Here is a 21,551-nt window from a genome sequence, read left to right on the forward strand (position 1 = left end):
TGCCCGCTCGGATGCAGCGGTTGAACCGCGTATTCCAAACAAAAAAACACCAAAATGACCCGCTCGGATGCAGCGGTTAAACCGCGTATTCCAAACAAAAAACACCAAAAAAGAGAAACAAAACCATGGACACCATCACCCTCATCCTCATCATCGGCATCGCCGCTCAGGGCCTCGCCTTTGCCGCACTCATCCTCGCACCGCCCCTCTACGCATGGACGGACCGGTGGCTCGACAGAACCCACAACACAACCGCAAACGAAGACCGGAACTAAAAACCCCGGCCCTCTTTTTTCCCCAGCTCACATCCAAAAAAAAAGAATCAGGGAAGAACAACCGTCCCCATAATCCGGAGCTTCCCGCCGTCCAGATAATGCAGAACCGCCGTATCACCCGGCTTATACACCAGCGGCGTCTCCATCGCAAACGTAAGCACCGGCCTGTGCCAGTCCGCACCATTCTCAACCGCCGTCACCCGGGCCGCAAGGAACTGCATCCAGTGACCCACCGAAACCACCATCTGCTCCTTCACCGCCGACGGCCAGTACTTCACCAGCTCCGCCTGCGCCGTAATCATCGTCGCACTCGTCACCAGCGGATCCGTCGTCAGCACAAACCCGCGATCCAGATCCTCCGCCTCAACATCCTTCAGCGCACAACCAACACGATCCCCCGCATACGCCCAGGCAAAATCATCATCATGCTTCTGCACCGACCGGATCTGTGCCGTCTTCCCAATCGGCTCAACCCGCATCTTATCATGCTTCCGAACCCAGCCGTCCGCCACACACCCGAGAATCACCGTCCCGATCCCCCGCACATTGAAATGATGATCAATCGGCACCGACCCTGTCGCCCCCTCCTTCGGCTCGATCTCCGGCTGCGCAGCCGCACGCGCAAGAAGATTTGCAGACAGCGCAATAAAATCCTCCTCGCATATCTCATACCCCTCAAGAACCGTACCCTTAATCAGCGGCGCAATATCCGACGGCTGCAGATAATTCTTCAGAATAATCGTACCCCTCGCAACACCCGCACAATCCAGAATCAACACCCACTCCGCAAACATGGACGTAATCTCCTCAACAACCACAATCGCCTCATGAGCCATCGAAACCACATAGAACAGCGGCGCAAGCCGGTCAGGATACCGTGTCGGCTCCAGCAGCGTAACCGTATCATGTCCCTTCTTCAGATTATAAAACGTAATATCAGTACTCGTTCCCTTTTTCCCGATATCCCGGGCGTATCCATTCGGAGCAAGGACCGCAACTGTCAGATTTGGCATATCCATACGTATTGGACGTTACGGCGGATTAACTCTTTCAATACTGCGGGATTGCCTGTACAGGATCGTCATCGATCGAATTTCAGCCAACGACGTTCAGGAATAAAAACACAACGCCCAACACTGCACCATTACCCCAACATCCGCCCACTCTCATCACATCCGGCGGAATTTCTTTTCCGCTAAACACCCCGCATATAACCCGCTCACCCTCCCCCAAAAAAGATTCACGGATGCTCATCCGGCAGTCCCCACACCGCATACACACCCGCAACACCCTCCGGCTCAGGAACACCCTCCGGCAGACGAAGAACATCCCCCTCCTCCGTAACACAGATCCGGAAACGGCTTTCCCACTCAGGGGACAGCGTTATCGAACGGGAATCGTAGGCCTCGCGTGCAAGATTCTGCGTCAGATACACCCCGTGATCCGTATCCTCAATCAAAACCTCCCGCATATACCGCATAATATACCAGCGCAGCTCGCTCATCAACGCAAGTCCGCTTGAAACCGTCGACACCTCAACCGAAATCCCAAACTCCAGCTCCTTCGGATGATAAAAACGTAAAATATGGCGGCTGGTCTCCGAATCGGACAGTGTCCGGTAGAGATCCACGCCCGGTTTTCCGAAACAGATCAGCAGCATCTTACAGATACATTATATCTGCACGTTCATCATCTTTGTCCTGATGACGGACCTTCCGGATAGCAGCAATAAACCGGTCTTCATTGATGACCTCTGCCCCCTCGCGGATAGCAAGCATTCCCGCCTCACGACAGATAGCCTCAATCTCAGCACCAGTAAGACCATCCGTCAGATGCACCAGCTCATCATAATCGATACCCGACAATGACCCGGCATCCGCCATCTTGCGCGTATGCACCAGGAAAATCTGCTTCCTTGCCTCCGCATCAGGAGCCGGAATCTTGATCAGCCGGTCAAACCGTCCGGGCCGGAGAAGTGCCGCATCCAGCATATCAGGCCGGTTCGTTGCAGCCATAATACGGATATTTCCGCGATTGTTGAACCCATCCATCTCAGCAAGCAGCTGCATAAGTGTCCGCTGCACCTCAGCAGAACCGGACGTTCCATCATTCGTGCGCATACTGCCGACAGCATCAATTTCGTCAATAAACACCACCACACCACCGTTGGCCGCCGCCATATCGCGTGCCATCTGGAACAGATCGCGGACAAGCTGTGCTCCCTCACCGATGTACTTATGCACCAGTTCTGATCCCGCCATCCGGAGGAACGGAACACCCGCATTATTCGCAACCGCCTTCGCGATCAGCGTTTTACCGGTCCCCGGCGGCCCGTAGAGGAGAACACCCTTCGGCGGAACAACACCAAACCGTTCAAACGACTCAGGCCGGGTCAGCGGGAACTCAACCGCTTCACGGACCTCAAGAATCTCATCTTTTAACCCGCCGATATCAGCAAAGGTAATCGCAGGTTTCGCATCCAGCTCCATTACCTTGACCCGTGAATCAACAGTACTGCCGAGAACCTTCACAATCGAGAGCGTGTTGTTTACAGCCACCTTTGTTCCGGCCTTGACCTCTGCATAAATCTCCTCGTTTGCAGAAGTAACATACTCCTGATTATTACCCTGCTGACGCAGATAGAGCTCGCGGCCCGGCAGTTTCTCCAGGACCACCGCAACAAACAACGGAAGACGTTTCAGCTGGGAGTTTTCCTTCTTCAGCTGTGCATTGTCCATCCGGATCTGGTTATTATCGGTCCGGAGAGATTCATTCTCAGCACGTGCTGCCCGCAGCTGCTTATTGAGGAACTCCGTCTCTTTACGAAGAAGTTGCGCTTCTCCTGAAATCTGGGCAAATTTTTCATTGAGATCGCTGTATTCCAGCGCCTCCGGAGAAATATCTGCAACCTTCGCCCCCTTCCGCGTAGTATTGGTATTCAGTGTGTGAACTTCTTCGTTCATATCTTAACTGTATGTTAGGATCGCGGCGTTTATATTCTATCTGATTGAGGATGAAAAACTGCATGTTCCCCCATCCCGTTTCCCTATCACTCCTCCAGACATACAGCCGGAACACATTTCCGGAAAATAGACGCATGAAACGTCTCACAGGGCTGAAAACCCCGTGAACTTTTATTTGGCGTAACCCCCAACTGCACCCCTCGGCCCACCCGCAGCCGCACACACCGTTTCGTAATTCCCCTCACCTGAACAAAAGACCCCCGTTTCCGGAAAATACTCTGTCCTGAGCGCAGCATCGCACACATTCCCCTCCGGATAAAGCCCTTATCTCTGTAAAATGAGTTTCCTGCCGAACACCTTCGCAAACAGCGCGGCTTCCGGCACCAGACTCATCAGTTCCAGCGTAAGATCCGCATCAGCCGCAGGCACAACATCCAGCACAACCGCATCTCCTTTTTTACAGATGTATCTCACATCTGCAACCGCATCTGCATGACTGCGGTTCAACAGCTCGGCGCACCGGAGAAACATTGCCATAACACGCACACGGTCGCGGTCCGCAGGAGTCAGACTACCGAACTCCGAATCTTTTTTCCCGGGCAGTTTTTTGCGGTGATACCGGACAATTTTCGCAAGGATCAGAATCTCCCGCTGGTCAAATCCGAGCAGTTCAGTATTCCGGATAATGTACTCGCCGTGCTGATGATGACCAACAAACGAGAGGAAATCTCCCACATCATGCAGCCACGCCGCCTGTGCCAGAAGCTCGCGTTCCCATGCACCATAATTGTGCAGACCGCACTCCTTTGCCGAATCAAAAAGTCTGAGCGTAATCTCCTGCACTTTTTGTGCATGTATCTCCTCGAGGCGGCAGGAGCGCCCGAGCTGAAGTATACTTGCCTCTTTTACCGGCATCTTTTCGGACTGCGGAGTACCGGGCATCTCGGCAAGATAATCCATTAAAATGCCTTCCCGCAGACCCCGGTCGCTGATCTCAATTACCGGAATCTGAAGGGTCTTCATCACAGCAAGAAGAATTGCAGCTCCGGCGAGAATGATATCGGCACGATCAGGATTAATTCCCGGAACCTTCCGCCGCTCCTCCAGTGTGAGGGAACAGAGATAGGAATAGAGATTTTCCAGATCAAAAAGCTGCAGTACCGGCTTTTCGGGTGTTTCTGCCGGATGGTACAGCTTCTGCGCAATCTCCGCAAGATTGATGGTTGTTCCCGAACTGCCAATACAGCGGGTAAACGGAAATGCAGATATCCGCTGAAGTGCAGGCATCGCCACTGTCATAATGCGGTTCATCATCTTCGTCTGCCGCTTTTGGGGCAGAGCACCGGTAAACCCTTTTTTGATGCACTGATTCGTAACGCGGATAGCACCAAGCCGCATACTTTCAAGCACCGCATAGGTGTACTGGCCGCCGACGATCAGTTCCGTTGACCCTCCGCCGATATCCACAAAAAGGGCACTCTCGCTTCCCAGATTGATACCTGCAGCAACGCCGAGATGAATCAGGCGTGCCTCCTCCTTACCGCTGATGATCTGAATCTCAAGACCAAGTTCAGACTCGATTTTATCCACAATTTCCTGAGAGTTGACCGCCTCCCGCATAGCGGATGTTGCCATTGCAACGAACTCAGTGGTCCCGAGACTGCGGGAAAGATCCATGAACCGTTTCAAAACCCGCATCAGCCGTTCAATGGCATCTGCCTGGATTTTTCCAGCAGTATATTCTCCCTCGCCGAGCCGGACAACATCCTTTATCCGGGTAAGCATATGATATGCGCCGTTTTCCCCGATAGAAACAACCAGCAGCCGGGCCGAATTTGTCCCGATATCAATGAACGCAACTACCTTTTCTCTGATCATCTCTCCTCCTCTGCCGCAGTGACCGTAACCGTGTTCTGCATTGGCACAGGCCTCGGGATCTCCCGTTGTCCTGCTGCTTCGTCAAAATCCAGACCCCCGGCAAACATGGCGGCTATCTCTTTTTGTTTTTTGAGATGTTGCAGGGTTTCCTCAAGATCATACGGGACGCGGATGTGATGCAGGGAAAAAGGATCACGGGTCACAAGCAGATACGACGCCCGCAGATCTCCGTCCCCCGAACGTCCTGCTCCCCCGGTATTTGCGACCCAGACGCCGTGAATTTTCTTTGCAAAGGTCCGGTGGGTATGGCCGCAGATAATAACATCTGCATCGGTATCGGCGCAAAACCGTTCAAGTTCAGCCGCGGCCGTCTCCGAACAGATGTTTTCCGGGGATACAGGATGATGCATGACAACGATCCGCTGACCCCCCCAGGTGAACCGTATCTCCGCAGGCATCGCAAACAATTGGGCACGCCCCGCATCCGAGAGTTTTTTCCAGGTTTTTTTGTGATTTGCACAGCGTTTTTTATCCATTCCTTCGGGACAGTTCTTCGTCCTGCCCACCGCAAGAACAGCCTCTTCTGCATTGCCCAGAACACCTGCGGCACTGATAGTTTGGAGATATTCCAGCGTTTCCTCAGGGAAGGGCCCGAATCCGATCACATCGCCCGCATACAGGAACGTGGTACAGCCGCGGCTTTTCGCATCAGCAGTAATTGCCAGAAGTGCCGGAAGGTTTGCATGCACATCGGCGAAAAAGGCGATTGCAGAAACAGAGTCCGGGACAGAGATGGTTTTCAGCCGGAGGTCAACAAGCGGTTTTGTCAGACTCTGTTCCAGCACCTTCCACTGGCTCTCATTCTTTTTCCAGAAGATGTTTACCTCTGCGTGCAGCTTCGTCCGTTTTGTTTTCCGGTCCTCAACAATCGCAGCAATACCCGGGCGGATAGTTTCCATGAAACTGGTATTACCAAAGTATGCGGCGCACATTTCTTCTTCTTCTGCAAGGAACCCTGGCAGGAACTCTGTCCAGACATCGCAGTCATGCATATCGCCCAGATAATCCTGGAGATCTTTTACCATCCTGATTGCGGGTGCAAGTCCGTCACCGTAGAGATCGCGATAGGTCTCCATCGTGTAACGAAGCTTTTTTGCAGCGATGCGCATCTCATGATGCGCAGTTACGCGTTCCGGATCAGCGAGGGCTTTTGCATACAGTTTCACCTGTTCTGCGGCAAAACTGATTGCATAGTAAGCAGTGTTGTAGGAGACAGCAGTGGTGGTCTCGGTTTTTTCGAGTTTACCGCGGACAATTATTCCCATACAGGCTTTTTGCAGTGCGGGGAGGGTCTTGGATTTTTCAAACCGTTCCACTGCACAGATGATATCAGGCTGAAGTGCCGTTCTCTCCTGCATCAGGCGCAGAGTGAGACATTCGATACCGGATCTGAGATCAGCATTTGTATTCTCCTCAGCAGAACGGAACGGTTCGGATTCCACAGGAACAGCAGGGCTTCCTGCGAAGAATTGTTTCAGGCGGGCAAAAAATCCGGGTTGTACCTCCGGCACAGATGCAGGTGCCGGAAGGGCGGTGGGGTGTGCCGGTCGCTCTTCAACCGGCATCCGGAACTCTTCAGGGAGGAAACGTGGTGTTCCGGGTGGAAGAGCGTTTCCTGAAAGTGTTTTTGCATAATCTCTCAGAAACGCTATCTGCACATCAAGATCGCGGGCGCGTCCGAGTGATCGCGTGATCTGCTTAATTTCGTTTTCCCAGCGCGAATACTCTTTTTCCGGAAAACATCCGGCAAAAAGGGGCAGAGCAGCCCGGAGTCTGCGGGATGCGACCCGCATGCGGTGAATGTACTCAATATCGGTTCCTGCTTTAACACCGGCGCTTTCCCCGGCCATATCGGCGGCGAGCTGCGCAAGAGCAGTTGCCCCGTACAGCCGGTATCCTTCGTCCATATTAGTAGTCATGCCAGATTCCGCGGTGTTCCATCATCCACATCTGGGAGTTCAGGGGCTCTTCTCCTTCTGCGGGAAGAACTTTCTCGTAGCTTCCGTCGATATGGAGAATCTGCGCCTGTGCGGTATCTTTGATGTGGGTCTCAAGAATAGTATGGATGATCATGTCCCGCAGATGCGGATTTTCCACCGGAAAGAGAATCTCAACCCGCCGCGAAAGGTTTCTTGGCATGAGATCAGCACTGCCGAGCAGAACCTCTTCGTTACCGCCGTTACGGAAGTAGTAGATACGGGTATGTTCAAGGAATCTGCCGACGATGGAAATAACGCGGATGTTGTCGGAGACACCCGGAACTTCGGGCCGCAGACAGCAGACGCCGCGGACGATGAGATCGATTTTAACACCCGCCTGACTTGCCCGGTAGAGGGCTACGATACACTCTTCATCTACCAGAGCGTTGAGTTTGAATGCGAGGTAACCGTCGCCGTGGGTCTTCTGCCGCTCGATTTCCCGATCGATTCGTGCGATGAGTTCTTTTCGCATGGTACCCATGGTACCGTGGGAGACGAGCAGTTTGCGGTAGTCGGTCTTTTTGGAGTAACCGGTTAAGGCATTGAACAGATCAGCGATATCAGCACCAATATCCGGGTCACAGGTGAACATGGAAAGGTCAGTGTAGATGCGGGCCGTGGATGCGTTATAGTTGCCGGTGCCCATATGGGTATAGGTTTTGAGTTTGTCCTGCTCGCGGCGGACAACCATGCACATTTTTGCGTGAACTTTGAGCCCGACGATACCGTAGATGACATGGACACCTGCACGTTCCAGCGACCGCGCCCACTCAATGTTGTTTTCTTCGTCGAATCTGGCTTTGAGTTCTACGAGAACCGTAACCGGTTTTCCCTCCTCACGGGCTTCCATAAGAGCGTGGACGATCGGCGAGTTTTTGCCGGTACGGTAAAGGGTCTGCTTGATTGCAAGGACATTGGGGTCATGGGCTGCTGTTCGGACGAACTCGACGACGGGTCCGAAACTGTCATACGGGTGGTAAAGCAGGAGATCGTTGCGGGCAATTGCAGCGGGCAGTGACTCTTTTGCGAGGCATGCCGGAACAGAGGCTTTGAACGGGATATCTTTGAGATCAGGCCGGTCAATATCCATGAGTTCCATGAGATCATTCATACCGATGAGACCGCTTGAGGAAACATAGACCTGGGTTGGCATGAGTCGGAGCTTTGCGGTAAGGAGGGTACGGATCCATTCCGGCATTGCAGCGTGGACTTCAAGACGGGAAGGAATACCGATCCGCCGCTGTTCAACGCTGGTCTCGATTGCGGTGAGAAGATCGGACGCTTCATCTTCTTCGATCTCCATGTCGGCATCACGGGTTACACGGAAGATGTAGGTGTCTTTGACCTCCATTCCCGGGAAGAGCATCTGGATGTTTGCGGCGACGAGATCTTCCAGAACAACGTAGTGATATTCAGATTTTTTGGCGGAGGGTATCATCCGGTCGTTCTCGATACGGATGAACCGGGGGATGGTTCCTTTGGGGACTTTGACCCGTGAAAAGACCTGCCCGCGGGTAGGGTGATTGATAACGACGGCGAGATTGATGGAGAGGTTGGAGATGAACGGGAAAGGATGGGAACCGTCGAAGGTCATGGGGGTGAGGATAGGGAATATCTGGGTTTCAAAGTATTTTTGCAGGTACTCCTGCATTTCCGGGCCGAGGTCTTTACATTTATGGATATAGATTCCTTCCTTTGCGAGGGACGGTTTGAGGTCCTGACTCCAGCAGCGGCCGGATTCTGCCTGAAGAGGGAGGAGAGTTCCGAGGATATCCTGCATCTGCTCTGTGGGGGTCATACCGTCCGGCGGGCGTTCCAGAACACCGCCGCGAATCTGGCGAAGAAGACCGGAGACCCGGATCATCATGAACTCATCAATGTTGTTTGCGAAGATGGAGAGAAACTTGACGCGTTCAAGCAGGGGATGGCTGAGGTTTGCGGCTTCTTCCAGGACACGGCGGTTAAACTGAATGAGAGAAATCTCTCTGTTGATATAGAGAGATTTGTCCGTGAGACTGATTTGGCAATCGTTCGGGTCGCGGATAGAGTCGGGGGTCATTTGTATGGGAATCTCCGGGGAGTTGTTGCAGGTATATTTGTTTCCCATTGGTATCAGTCCTTTCTATAGAAACACTATTGGTCTAATTATGCCTATTGGGATTCTATTCTTGTGTTTTCTTTCGTTTGAGGCAAAGTCTTGATACGTTACGATGATCTATAGATAAGGTATTATGATACTGACTGATGAGGTGACTCCGGATGAAATTGGCGATAGTTGGGCGCCGCATATTTTCGGAGCACGAGGAGTTTCTTACCGGCCTCTTCACGCTCTTAATTAGTGTCAGTTTATCATTTATTGCAGGCGTCTATCTGGGATCGGTGAATGAAGTTCTTCTGCTGATTCCGGGGCTTATGGTACTGGTTACACCGTCGATTAATATGCGCGGAGCAATAGCAGGGATTCTGACGTCCCGGTTGTCGTCATCGATGCATCTTGGTGCATTTGAGGTGAAGTTTTCGCGCGGGACGGATCTGGGAGATAATCTGCGTGCGTCGATTTTGCTGACAGTGATTATTTCGGTGCTTCTGGCGGTGTTTGGAAAGATCATCTGTGTTGTTACAGGTACGGAGGTTATCGATCTTGTTGATCTGGTGATCATTTCGGTTGTTTCCGGGACGATTGCGGGTCTGATTGTAACAATGATAGGCGTTGTTACGTCGATTGTGTGTTACCGCCGCAGCTGGAATCTGGATATGGTGGGTGCACCGGTGGTGACAACGTTCGGGGATATGATGACGCTGCCGTTTCTGGTGGTTACGGCGGTTCTGATGATGGGAGCGCCGGCTGAACTAAAGCTGGTTTTAGGTATTGTGGTGCTGGCGATGATTGTGTGGGCGGTTGTTTCGATGGGCCGGGTGACCGCGACGATGCGGGATGTACTGCGGGAAGGTGTTCCGCTGCTTGCGCCGCTATCGCTTCTGGGGATTATTGCGGGTGTCTTATATACTGACAGTCTGGAAAGTCTGATTGCGGCGGCGGCGGTTCTGATTCTGATGGCGCCGTTTATGAACGGATGCGGGTCTATCGGAGGTATTCTGACGTCACGGGTTGCAACGGAGATGCACATGGGTCTGGTGGATGCGGATTTGGTACCGTCCCGGACGGTGTTGTGGCATTTTGTGGAGAATTATGCATATGCTCTGCTGATTCTGCCGCTGATGGGCATTCTGTCGCATCTGTTTGCAACGGCTATCGGGATTACGACGCCTGGTCTTTGGCCGATGGTGCAGTTGTCGATTGCTGCCGGGGTACTGGTGATTACGGTGATGAATCTGCTGGGGTATTATACGGCGGTGTTCAGTTACCGGATGGGTTTTGATCCGGATAATTTCGGGGTACCGGTGGTGACGAGCTCCATCGATCTGGTGGGGGCGACAGCGCTTCTGCTGGTGATGATGGTACTGCTGTGACCGTGGGTTCCGCCCTATTACTGCGGCGGGTTTTTGTTCCAAACGTTCGTATTCTATGAACACGTTTTGACTTTTGGAACAAAACCTCCTGTTCACCGGTTTTCGTATCCTTTTTGTGTCCCCGCGCATGATTGTTACTTGCAGTATATATGTATTTATATTGAGGCAATTTTTATTCTGCGTCTGTATGGGAATATTTTTGCATATACCATGGATGTGACTCTCGGAAATATTGAAAAAATTATCTTAGGTAATTCCCGGATGCCCAATACTATTATATACGTAACAACCGGCACGTATCTAGTATGAAGCGAATGCTGATTGTTTTGATGCTGTGTGTTGCACTGCTGGCAATATCTGCCGGATGTGTAGGAACTCCCGCTCCGGCCGGCGGTGACGCCGGCCCGAGCGGTCCGGCTCTTGGTGCTGTTCCGGTATCATCCGAAGACGGTGTAACAGTCTATAAGAACCCCGACGGTTCCTACTATGCCGAAGATGAGGACGGAACAAAAGTTCAGATCAATCCTGACGGCTCCTGGAGCGGCACATCCGAAGATGGTTCCGGATCGATGGACAAAGACGGCAACTTCAACTATCAGGGTACTGACGGCTCCAGTATGGTCGGAAGCGCAACCGGTGGTCACGTTGAAGGTGACGGAGGTTCTCTCACCTACACCATTGACGAAAACGGTGTTGTCCATTACAAAATGGTCGAGCCTGACGGAAAGGTAACCGAGTGGACCTCGGACGGCTCCATCACCCAGTGAAGGATCCTGTTCCAAAAATTATCAAAAAAAAGTATTTTTTTTTAGAACTGCGGTGCACCGCGGAGCATCTTATCGATTGCCCGTGCTGCATCCTTTGCCGTACCCATCGCAAGAATCACGGTCGCAGCACCGGTCGCCACATCGCCGCCCGCGTACACCTTCGCAATCGACGTCTGGCCCAGACAGTTCACCGCAACACTGCCGTTCTTATTGCGGGCAAGATCCGGCAGCATCCGTAACAGAAGCGGGTTCGGACCCTGACCGATAGCCTCCACCACCACATCAGCCTCAACCGTGAAGTTACTTCCCTCAATCGGCGCAAACGAACATCTGCCGTCATCGCCCGGACTGCCAAGCTCCATTCTGATTGCCTCAACACCGGCAACCGCCTTGTTTTCGCCTTCGATGAACCGCACCGGATTCGTACAGCACATGAACTCGATCCCTTCCTCCTTTGCGTGACGAACCTCATCCAGCCGTGCCGGCATATCCGCCTCGCCGCGGCGGTACATCAGGGTAACCGCCGCTCCCATCCGGCGTGCCACCCGTGCTGCATCCATCGCAACATTTCCGCCGCCGATGACCACAACCTTCTTTCCTTTCTTTACCGGTGTATCCTTTTCCGGGAACCTGTTTGCGCCCATCAGATTCACCCGGGTCAGGAACTCGTTTGCCGAGTAAATTCCGCAAAGATTCTCGCCCGGTAACCCCATAAAGTACGGAAGACCCGCACCCGTTCCCAGAAACACCGCATCATAGCCGAGCAGCTCCGCAACCGGCACACTGCGGCCGACCACATAGTTTGTTTTGATCTCGGCACCGAGTTTTTTCACCTGCTCAATCTCCGTCTGAACAATATCTTTCGGGAGACGGAACGACGGAATACCATACATCAGCACACCGCCTGCTTCATGCAGGGACTCAAACACCGTTACCGCGTGGCCGAGCCGTGCAAGCTCCGCAGCTGCCGAAAGACCGGCAGGACCGGACCCGACAACCGCAACCTTCCTGCCGGTTGCAGGAAGCCGCACCGGCGTCTCGATACCTTCCCGTCTCTCCCAGTCTGCAACGAACCGCTCCAGATGACCGATGGAGATCGGGGTATCCTTATTCCCGAGCACACACTCGCCCTGACACTGCGTCTCCTGCGGACAGACCCTGCCGCAGATAGCGGGCAGCATGTTGTCCTTCTTAATGATCCGTGCCGCCTCGCGGAACTCGCCGATCTCGCAGGCATGGATAAACGCCGGGATGTCAATGCCGACCGGACAACCGTTTACACATTTCGGCTTCTTGCACTGAATACAGCGTGCCGCCTCTGCCCGGACCTCCGCCTCCGTGAATCCGAGATCCACCTCACCGAAATCGGCGATCCGCTCCTTTGCATCTCTGTCCATTTACGCCACCTCCCTACATCTGCACACATGGTGCTCCTCATGATACGCAACCGACTCTTTCTCTTCGGCAAGATACATCCGCTGGCGTGCCAGCAGATCGTCCCAGTCAACCAGATGTGCATCAAACTCCGGTCCGTCCACACAGGCAAACTTCATCTCGCCGCCCACGACAACGCGACAGGAACCGCACATTCCGGTACCGTCCACCATAACCGGATTTAATGACACGTACGTCTTAATGCCGTAGGGCTTGGTGACGCCGCTTGTAACCTTCATCATCATCCCGGGGCCGATAATCCAGACCTTGTCGATCTTCCTGCCGCTTTCGCACAGCGTCTGTAACGGCCCGCTGGCGAATCCCTTGATTCCGTACGAACCGTCATCCGTTGTCACAAACAGCTCATCGCAGATCTCCCGCATCTCATCCTCAAGAATCAGCAGACTCTTGTTGCGTGCGCCGATAATTCCGATCACGTAGTTTCCGGCATCCTTTGCCGCCTGGGCAATAATTGGCGTGCAGGCAACACCGACACCGCCGCCCACAATTACCACTGTCTCCGGACCTTTGGCAATATCGCTCGGCATCCCAAGAGGCCCCACCACATCCCGCAGACAGTCGCCTGCGGAGAGGGTTGCAAGAAGCTTCGTTGTTGTACCGATTGCCATAAACGAAATCCTGATCAGATCGCCCTCAGTTCCGGAAATGGTCAGAGGAACACGTTCCCCTGCGCCGTCGGGGTGAATAATACAAAACTGTCCTGCCTGTGCATTGCGTGCAACCTGCGGCGCACGAATCCACATCTCAAAAACCGCCTCGGACAAGGCGTGTGCCTTCACTATCTCGTACATTAGTATTTCACTCCGCTGTTCTGCCTTGAGAAATTGTGAATACGTATTGTACGGCTGACAACTTTAATCTGTGCCGGACGCATTTATCGCAGCATGAGAAAAACGAATACGTGGGGTCTACCGCAGAAAATTATTTGAAGCTCTCAGCCCCGTCTTTGCGGTATGTTATATGTTGGAAATGGACAATTGTGTTAGCATTGGTGAAATCAGTCCAAATGCCGGATGAGGTTTTGTTATCCATAGTGGCTGGTTTGGTGTGTAAGCGTTAGCGAATCCAGGTCATTCTTTCCTCCATCAATTTTTCCAAGAGGGTTGTTGTTCTTTTTTCATACATGGCATTGGAGTCCATTTTGGGAAACTCCATACTATACTGGGCGCTTAGGTTGTCAAATACCTCTCCCGAAACTGTTTCGGAAGTTTTCGGATATGCCGAAACTTTCCCCTCACCAAACCTTTTAGCCCTCATGCATCGCACGTAATTCTACGTGACCCGCAATACCTCTGAACCGCTTGAGCTTGATCCCGACTTCACCGCCGAAGAACATGCGGAGTTTGAGCGGCTTGAGCGCGAACATCCATATGTCGAAGCGCACGAGGAAAAAATCCCTGCTCCCCCGCGTCCGCAGGATGCCCGTGACGGGAATCATGACGTCCTGTTTCTGATCCTGTTTATCCTCCTTGCCGCCGTCTTTCTGATCGTAATCCTGTTTGGCGGAGGGATGTCGTGAACGCCCTCCGGCTGTTCCTGTCTGCCGTTCAGAACAGTGACTACACCGAATGGAACTGCTGGTATGCTGCCTATCTCAAAGAATCGGAAGAGGCAGTGATGATCCTTCCCGGTCAGGATTTTTCCGGCAGAAACTTTACCGGCGCATGCATGAGAAATTTTGATCTGACCGCATGCCGCCTCTCCGGTGCCGTCCTCACCGATACCGATCTTACCGGCGCAACGATTGATGATGCGGATTTCTCCGGCGCTGTGTTGTCGTCTGCAAATCTTTCGGGAACATTCGCCGCGTATGCAAACTTCCGGGACGCGGATCTTTCCGGTGCCAACCTCTCCGGTGCAGACTTCACCGCCGCCAGTTTCCGGTCCGCGAAACTTCACCGCTGCTACGCCCAGCGCGCCGTTTTTACCGACGCTGATTTTACCGGCGCTGATCTTTCCGGAACCTATGCCCGGCTGGCAGATTGTACGGGGACGATCTTTTCCGGCGCAAACCTGACTGATGCTGTCTTTCCGGAGGAACTACGGCTTTGTTCCCATAATCAGAAACTGCGCTAAACGTCTCAACATGTTTCTGATGCCTGACCGGATTTATTTCGGCATGTGGTTGTCTGCGTGCTGTGCACGTAAGGCGTCTCACGGGGTTGAAAACGTCGCGGATGTTTGCCTGAAAAAACCCCACTCACCCCCCTCCCGTCTTCAGTTTCCGGAAAAATATCTCCGACCTCCCTTTCGTCACATCCCATCAAACAACTCAGTTTACATCCGGTCAGACCGTATAAACACGTTTGAACATTTGGCACAAAACCCGGGTTTCCGCGTGTTTCATAAACCCCTGCATCAAACCTGTCAGGTACAATGGCAGACGTAGTTTTAATCTCCGGCAGTCCGCGTACGAACGGAAACACAGAATATTTGCTGAACGTGTGCAAAGAAACAATCGAATCAGCCGGTCTCACCGCAAAAGTGCTGACCCTTCGGGGAAACCCCGTTCAGTCCTGCATTGCCTGCGGACAGTGTGGAAAACTGGGTAAATGCGCGTTAAACGACGGGCTGAATGAAATGCTGCCCGAAATTCGTGAAGCGGACGGTTTCATTGTCGGTGCACCGGTGTACTTCGGAACCGCCCGCGGCGATGTAATGAACCTGCTGCAGCGTGTCGGCATGGTTTCGCGTGCGAACGGCGGCTGGATGTCCGGCAAAGTAGGAGGCCCGGTTGTGGTGGCACGGCGCGGCGGCCAGACCGCGACCTTACAGGAGATGCTGATGATGTATTTCATCTGCGGCATGATAGTACCCGGCTCAACCTACTGGAACATTGCCTTTGGCCAGGCTCCGGGAACCGTTGCCGAGGATGAGGAAGGCATCGCAACCATGCGGACATTTGCGGAAAACGTGGCACATCTGATTCAGAAGATTCGCCCATAACTCCCAAGAAAAAAATATCCTTTCAAAAAAGTCATCCGAAAAAAATCATGAGATGCATCGGGGCTGCCTGAAATACCCGCCTCAGACTATTTGGTAAAGTCCAGCCGGCCCCACCACTTCCCGGCAGGTTTTGTCGCGGATTTCCCCTCAGCCTCGCGCTTCTCCTCCAGATCGATCATATGATGCATCACCCGCACCTCCTTTTTTACCTCCTCCATGCTGTGCAAAAGCAGATCCACATTCTTCTGCATCCGCACAAGCTCCTTGAAATCGCGTTTGGGCGCAGGCGGCATCTCCCCTTTCTGCTCCGCCTGAAACAACCCCGACTCAATCAGCCGGAGCAGCGCCTCGTTGCGGTCAAGATCCTGTTTCTTCGCAAACAGATCGATGCGCTCCGATAACTCGGGATCGAGCGTGAATGATAACCTGAGTGCCATCTCTACCCTTTAGATAGGTGTCATTCCCTCATGTAGTTATCCGTTGCGAGCGTGAGAATCCGGTCCACCTCCAGACAGCTCTCCAGATGCCGGGCAAGAGCCGCATACGGATCGCCTGCTTCACTCACCGGTGTATAGGAAATACCCTTCTGTTCCGCAAGGTAACCGGCCAGTGCATCAACCATTCCGGCGTTTGCAAACAGCCCGTGCATATATGTCCCGAAAACAAGCCCGCTTGCATCAACCGCCCCTTCATCCGCAAACGCCGTCCTGCCGGAAACGGTACTCAGTCCCGAATGGATCTCATAACCTGCCGCACCTTCCACACGTGACAGAACCGGCCCGAACCCGGACGATACCCGCTTCACCTGCCGGGTGACCTTATCGTAGCGGTCGAACCGCGTCTGCACTGGTAGAAGTCCGAGGCCCTCATACTCTGCAACCACATCGCCCTCAACCGCATTGTCAAAGATCGACTCGCCCATCATCTGATACCCGCCGCAGATACCGATCACCGGCCGGTTTGTCTTTGCGTAGGCACGTATCTGTTCCGCCGCTCCGGACTCCCGGAGGCATGCAAGATCACTCACCGTATTCTTTGTACCGGGAAGAATCACCGCATCATAGGAATCAAGCTCCGTTCCCGGCTGGACATACTCAACCGATGCCGCCTCCTCAAGCAGGGAAAAGTCCGTAAAGTTTGCAATGTGCGGATAGCGGATAACCGCAATCCGAATCTCCCGCACGGCAGGGACCTTGTCGCCGAGCGACAGCGAATCCTCTTCAGGAATATTGAGTTTCTTCCACGGAACAATTCCCAGAACAGGAACGCCGGTCAGCTCCTCAAGAATTTTTCTGCCTGACACAAACAGCTCCGCATCTCCGCGGAACTTGTTAATCACAATCCCTTTTACGAGCGGTCTGACATCATCCGGCAGAAGCGCAATCGTCCCATATACCTGCGCAAACACACCGCCCCGTTCAATATCCGCAACCAGAATAATCGGGATCTTCAACCGCTTTGCAAGTAAAATATTTGCAATATCACGGTCGTACAGGTTCACCTCGGCAGCACCGCCTGCCCCCTCCACAATAATATTCGTGTACTCGGCCTTCAGCAGGTCGTAGGCTGCAACCGCCTCATCCAGCAGAAACTCCGTCTCCGTATAGTAGTCCCCGATCTTTGTATCCTTCCAGGGTTTGCCGAGCAGCACAACCTGCGAAACCGAGTTTCCCTTTGGTTTGAGAAGAACCGGATTCATCTCGGCCACCGGTCGTGCCCGTGCCGCAAACGCCTGTGTCGCCTGGGCGATACCGATCTCTGCTCCCTCTTCAGTGATATACGAGTTCAGGCTCATGTTCTGTGCCTTAAACGGTGCGACCGGAATGCCGCGGTCGCTCAGTATCCGGCAGATACCAGCCGTAATGGAACTTTTTCCTGCATGGGAGGAGGTTCCGAGAACCATCAGAGACATGAAGTACCCGTATTGTTGTGCAGTAAAATAAGAATGCTTGTTTGCAGATGTCGGTCTTTCAGATCGAAAAAGGAAATTTATAAAGAAATCATCCGGATGGAGACCGGACGGCGGACGATTCCCTCAAAACTTTTGGCAACGACAAACTTCATCCCGATTTCCGCTGCGGTATCCACAAACTGCTGGTTTATCGTCTCATCAATGATAATTCCGGCAAAATCTCCTTTCAGTTTCGGCAGAATGTCATGCATCTCGGACAGTGAGTAGTCACCATAGATTGTCCCCTCACCGGTCAGCACCCGCGCCCTGCCGGTCTGACGCATCCAGTCGGCATGTTCGGCAATCGTCCGTGGTTCTGCAACCAGAACCGGTTGCAGCGTTTCTTCTGCAGCGGCAACCGGAGGTGTCTCGATCGCTGTGCGTTCAACCAGGCCGGTGATGGTTGCAACCGCTGCAAGCGGAACCTCCCCCTCCCTCACTTCATGAACCGGCGGTTCCGTGTTCGATTCCTGTTTGGGAACCGGTGTTTCCGCGGGTTTTCGCGTCCGGACTGTCTTTGCCGGAGACAGACTCTCTACCTGCACTGGTTCAGGCGATATCTGGGGGACTTCTTCAGGAATGACTGCTGAAACCGGTACCGCCGGTTCATCCAAAGGGACCGGTACAGAAATTGGTACTGTTATCTCCGCAGGCGGCATGGTCTCTGCAGTTGTATCAGTATGTTCCTGCTCCAGTTCCTGCACAAGATCCGCAATCTCCCCGTCCCGCATAAGCTGCGCACGCAGAACATCTGCCGGAATCTTGTTCCGCAGGGATTTCACAATCTCCTTGCGGGACATATCCTCCACGCTTCTCCCGCGGGGAGAGAAGGCAACATAATCAATATCTGCAACCTGCAGCAGTTCGCGGAGAATCAGATCTCCTCCCCGGTCGCCGTCCACAAACACCGTCGCATTCTTTTTGATGCTGAGGTCTGCAACAATCTGGGGAACTTTTGTTCCTTCCACGGCAACAGTGTTTTTGATTCCGCACTTCAGCAGATTCAGCACATCCGCCCGTCCCTCAACAATAATGATGGCATCCGAGTCCAGCACGTTCGGACCTGCCGGAAGCCGTTCCTCGCCGATGGATGAAACCTTTTCCACCCGTATCGACTCACGGACCTCTGCAAGAATTTCGTTTGTCGAGATTCCCACATCATCAAAGGACTCAAGCAGCAGCTCCTTTGCCCGGCCCACAATCTGCCGTCGTTTGATCGCCCGCAGGTCCTCAATTCCCTGCACCTTGATCATCGATACGCAGGGACCGACCCGCTCGATCGTTTCCAGAGATGCTGCAAGAATTGCTGTCTCCGCACGGTCAAGGGAGGATGCGATGTAGAGTTCGCCGGATGTTTTTCCGTACTTGCTGGTTATCTGCACATCAATGCGTCCGACTCTGCCGCTTCGCTGCAGGTCGCGCAAATCCAGATCTTCGCCTAATAATCCTTCGGTCTGGCCGAAAATAGCCCCGACTACGTCGGGTTTTTCGACCACCCCCTCTGTTTCGATGTGAATGTGAATAAGATACTTTGTAGTGTCAGGTGAGTACATGTAAGAAAGCCTCCATGGTTGGAATGGGTAATGTAAGAGGTAACCATAGATAGATACCATATGTACTCTTTACGCTTATAAACTATCCGACCACAAAGTTTTAGGTAAGGAATAGTGATTACCACCACCTATCTGGTGCTGTTTTCGTAGATCTGGAGATCACCTTATTATCTGATTTGCGAACAATCTCGAGGGTAACCTCATTATTTGCGGTGATCATTTCGTCCTTCACATCTATCCAGGCCCACTCTCCTGCCATCCATTCATAACCACGGACTCCGGTTCCGGCAAGTGTTGCAACCCCGTAATGATGAGTGGGAATGAATTCATTTCCCTGAAGTGTATTAATAAAGATGGGCTGTCTGATTCCATTAACGTAGATAACGGCAGAATGGTCTGAAAGAATGATAGAATCGTACTCTTTGATCACATAGGAAAATCTGCCGTTTTTCATCTCCACTACCGGCTTCTCCTCTCTCCCTTTGTGAATAAGGTAGAGACGACCCGCCCAGGTAATCTTACCCTGTATATTTTCGTGATGTATCTCTTGTATTACGATAATTTCCGGAACCGGCTCATACGTGTCCAGGGAAAAATTGATCATTCCCATGCACAGAAGGAGAAGGATCGCAGCAATGAGTACTGTGAGCAGGACAAGAAGCAGGGTAGCAATTGATGGAGAAACTGCAGCATCCCTTCTCAACATAACAAATGAAACTACTCATCCCATCACCCATAATAGTTATGGTAACTATTTTTGTCTGTACTGATGGCTACATTGGAGATAAGAAGAGAATGTCCCCCGTCGTTAACCGAGTCCATGCATCGGTGGCTGTTGCCGTCCCTTATGGATCTTTGACCGGACGGGGGGTGCCTGTGGCATGCCGTGTTGTCCCGTGGATCATCCTCCGCGACCGCGTATCTGTCACCCGGGGGCCTAACACATGCCGGTGTGTCGGCACACGTTAGTATTCGGTTTCGGATGACTTACCTCTTCCGGCAAGCCAGAGCGTTCTGCCCCGGACAAACTCGCCCTTGTGCCAGACCGCTGTACCTCCGACGACCGTCGTCTCCGGAAACAGCCCGTTCATACCCTCATACGGTGTCCAGCCGCATTTACTGTGCAGATTCTCTGCGGAAATCGTTACCGGCACATCTGCATACACCGCGAGATCCGCACGACTGCCAACCGCAACTGCCGGTGCCGTCAGTCCGAAGATCCGGCACGGGTTGGTTACCGTCTTTTCCAAAACTGCGGCAAGGGAAATTCGTCCCAGAAAGACCTCGTTCATTAAAAGCGGCAGCATCGTCTCAACACCCGGGACCCCGGACGGCGCCGACGCAAAATCCTGCGCCTTTTCCGCAATCGTATGCGGTGCATGGTCTGAGGCAATTACCGGAATCGCATCAAACATCCGCCACAGATCCATCCGTTCCGCCTTCGTCCGCAGCGGGGGGTTCATCCGGAACCGCGTATCGGCGCAGTCGTGCTCCTCCCACGAAAGAAACAGGTGATGTGGTGCAACCTCAAAGGTGTTCCTCTGCCGCATCATCACGCGGGCAATCGACGCTGTCCCGCTCATGTGACAGTAATGGAGCTTCGCATCCGCCGGAGCAAGGGAATTCACCAGATCCACCGTCGCCGCCTCACCGGAGACAGGCCGGGATGCCGCATGCCCGGCGAGCGTATGCACCTCACCCGGTTTCACCTCATCCGGTTTCACCTCTTCCGCATGCACCGTTGTGAGGACTCCCTGATCCGCAAGAATGGCCAGAGCGGAACGGATTACTTCCGGTGTCAGGGCAGAACCGTAACTGGACGGCGCGGCAAACATCTCGCCGAACGCAAGAGCGCCCGCGCGGTACAGACCCGCAAGGTCCGCAGACTCCGTCACCGATCCGTTCACTGCATAGTGACAGAAACTTTTCTCTCCCGCCCGCCGCACCCGGGCAGCAAAATTCTCCACCGTTTCCATCGGCGGAACCGTATTCGGCTGATCCACCACCGCCGCAACCCCGCCCGCGACCGCTCCTTTTGTTCCGGTTTCCCAGTCCTCCTTTGCCGCCTGCGGACCATCCCGCATATGGACATGCACGTCAATCGCCGCCGGAACACAGAGACGGCCGCGGCAGTCGATCGTCTGTTCCGCCGCTCCGGAACTGCCGATATGCGTAATAACACCGTTGGTGATGCTGATGTCCGCAACCCTGCCGTCCGGCAGTGTTGCGGATTTCAGAACCAGATCTGCCATC

19 protein-coding genes are annotated in these 21,551 nt (G+C 53.3%); 6 read left to right on the forward strand and 13 right to left on the reverse strand.

Annotated elements, in window-relative coordinates; all coding sequences use genetic code 11:
* Positions 1–125 precede the first annotated feature (125 nt).
* Entirely contained in the window at positions 126–275 is a 150-nt protein-coding gene (locus O0S10_RS00005) for a hypothetical protein (protein ID WP_268923830.1), read from the forward strand.
* Positions 276–322: 47 nt separating this feature from the next.
* Here O0S10_RS00005 and O0S10_RS00010 read toward each other — a convergent pair whose 3' ends face one another.
* The 6 genes from O0S10_RS00010 to ppk1 form a co-directional block, all read right to left on the reverse strand.
* The gene (locus O0S10_RS00010; protein WP_268923831.1) at positions 323–1,288 is read right to left on the reverse strand and encodes an EF-Tu/IF-2/RF-3 family GTPase; all 966 of its coding nucleotides are present in this window, start codon (positions 1,286–1,288) and stop codon (positions 323–325) included.
* A 227-nt stretch (positions 1,289–1,515) separates the two neighbouring features.
* Positions 1,516–1,935 (reverse strand): DUF5804 family protein, encoded by a 420-nt coding sequence (locus tag O0S10_RS00015; RefSeq protein WP_268923832.1) that lies wholly within the window; start codon positions 1,933–1,935, stop codon positions 1,516–1,518.
* A gap of 1 nt (position 1,936) precedes the next feature.
* The gene (locus tag O0S10_RS00020) at positions 1,937–3,238 is read right to left on the reverse strand and encodes a proteasome-activating nucleotidase (protein ID WP_268923833.1); all 1,302 of its coding nucleotides are present in this window, start codon (positions 3,236–3,238) and stop codon (positions 1,937–1,939) included.
* A 324-nt stretch (positions 3,239–3,562) separates the two neighbouring features.
* A complete protein-coding gene (locus tag O0S10_RS00025; protein ID WP_268923834.1) occupies positions 3,563–5,116 on the reverse strand; it encodes a Ppx/GppA phosphatase family protein in 1,554 nt (517 codons plus the stop codon).
* A complete protein-coding gene (locus tag O0S10_RS00030) occupies positions 5,113–7,095 on the reverse strand; it encodes a CHAD domain-containing protein (RefSeq protein WP_268923835.1) in 1,983 nt (660 codons plus the stop codon). Before O0S10_RS00030 ends, O0S10_RS00025 begins: the two co-directional genes overlap by 4 nt.
* Positions 7,085–9,214, reverse strand: a complete 2,130-nt coding sequence (ppk1, locus tag O0S10_RS00035; RefSeq protein ID WP_268923836.1) for a polyphosphate kinase 1 — start codon at positions 9,212–9,214, stop codon at positions 7,085–7,087. The genes O0S10_RS00030 and ppk1 overlap by 11 nt, the downstream gene beginning before the upstream one ends.
* A 200-nt stretch (positions 9,215–9,414) precedes the next feature.
* Between ppk1 and O0S10_RS00040 the strand changes: the two genes are divergently transcribed.
* A complete protein-coding gene (locus tag O0S10_RS00040; protein ID WP_268923837.1) occupies positions 9,415–10,626 on the forward strand; it encodes a magnesium transporter in 1,212 nt (403 codons plus the stop codon).
* Between the two features lie 305 nt (positions 10,627–10,931).
* Positions 10,932–11,393 carry a hypothetical protein gene (locus O0S10_RS00045; protein ID WP_268923838.1) on the forward strand — a complete coding sequence of 154 codons (462 nt, stop codon included), beginning with the start codon at positions 10,932–10,934 and terminating at the stop codon, positions 11,391–11,393.
* Between the two features lie 41 nt (positions 11,394–11,434).
* Here O0S10_RS00045 and gltA read toward each other — a convergent pair whose 3' ends face one another.
* Both gltA and O0S10_RS00055 read right to left on the reverse strand, forming a co-directional pair.
* Positions 11,435–12,790 carry an NADPH-dependent glutamate synthase gene (gene gltA, locus O0S10_RS00050; protein ID WP_268923839.1) on the reverse strand — a complete coding sequence of 452 codons (1,356 nt, stop codon included), beginning with the start codon at positions 12,788–12,790 and terminating at the stop codon, positions 11,435–11,437.
* Positions 12,791–13,639 (reverse strand): sulfide/dihydroorotate dehydrogenase-like FAD/NAD-binding protein, encoded by an 849-nt coding sequence (locus tag O0S10_RS00055; RefSeq protein ID WP_268923840.1) that lies wholly within the window; start codon positions 13,637–13,639, stop codon positions 12,791–12,793.
* A gap of 485 nt (positions 13,640–14,124) precedes the next feature.
* On the opposite strand from O0S10_RS00055, the gene O0S10_RS00060 reads away from it, so the two are divergent.
* The 3 genes from O0S10_RS00060 (at position 14,125) to O0S10_RS00070 (ending at position 15,794) form a co-directional block, all read left to right on the forward strand.
* Complete coding sequence (locus tag O0S10_RS00060; RefSeq protein ID WP_268923841.1) at positions 14,125–14,367, forward strand: hypothetical protein; 243 nt, start codon at positions 14,125–14,127, stop codon at positions 14,365–14,367.
* Positions 14,364–14,924: a pentapeptide repeat-containing protein gene (locus O0S10_RS00065; protein WP_268923842.1), complete on the forward strand. Its 561-nt coding sequence runs from the start codon at positions 14,364–14,366 to the stop codon at positions 14,922–14,924. Before O0S10_RS00060 ends, O0S10_RS00065 begins: the two co-directional genes overlap by 4 nt.
* A gap of 300 nt (positions 14,925–15,224) precedes the next feature.
* Positions 15,225–15,794 carry a flavodoxin family protein gene (locus O0S10_RS00070; RefSeq protein ID WP_268923843.1) on the forward strand — a complete coding sequence of 190 codons (570 nt, stop codon included), beginning with the start codon at positions 15,225–15,227 and terminating at the stop codon, positions 15,792–15,794.
* An 86-nt stretch (positions 15,795–15,880) separates the two neighbouring features.
* Here the strand turns inward: O0S10_RS00070 and O0S10_RS00075 are convergent, their stop codons facing one another.
* The 5 genes from O0S10_RS00075 to pyrC form a co-directional block, all read right to left on the reverse strand.
* Positions 15,881–16,231 carry a type II secretion system protein E gene (locus tag O0S10_RS00075; RefSeq protein ID WP_268923844.1) on the reverse strand — a complete coding sequence of 117 codons (351 nt, stop codon included), beginning with the start codon at positions 16,229–16,231 and terminating at the stop codon, positions 15,881–15,883.
* Between the two features lie 20 nt (positions 16,232–16,251).
* A complete protein-coding gene (locus tag O0S10_RS00080) occupies positions 16,252–17,706 on the reverse strand; it encodes a cobyric acid synthase (protein WP_268923845.1) in 1,455 nt (484 codons plus the stop codon).
* Between the two features lie 77 nt (positions 17,707–17,783).
* A complete protein-coding gene (gene dnaG / locus O0S10_RS00085) occupies positions 17,784–19,298 on the reverse strand; it encodes a DNA primase DnaG (protein ID WP_268923846.1) in 1,515 nt (504 codons plus the stop codon).
* Positions 19,299–19,416: 118 nt separating this feature from the next.
* Positions 19,417–20,004: a hypothetical protein gene (locus O0S10_RS00090; protein WP_268923847.1), complete on the reverse strand. Its 588-nt coding sequence runs from the start codon at positions 20,002–20,004 to the stop codon at positions 19,417–19,419.
* A gap of 259 nt (positions 20,005–20,263) precedes the next feature.
* Positions 20,264–21,550: a dihydroorotase gene (gene pyrC, locus O0S10_RS00095; RefSeq protein WP_268923848.1), complete on the reverse strand. Its 1,287-nt coding sequence runs from the start codon at positions 21,548–21,550 to the stop codon at positions 20,264–20,266.
* Position 21,551: the final 1 nt, after the last annotated feature.

The organism is Methanocorpusculum petauri, assembly GCF_026891975.1.
Taxonomy (GTDB): Archaea; Halobacteriota; Methanomicrobia; order Methanomicrobiales; family Methanocorpusculaceae; genus Methanocorpusculum; species Methanocorpusculum petauri.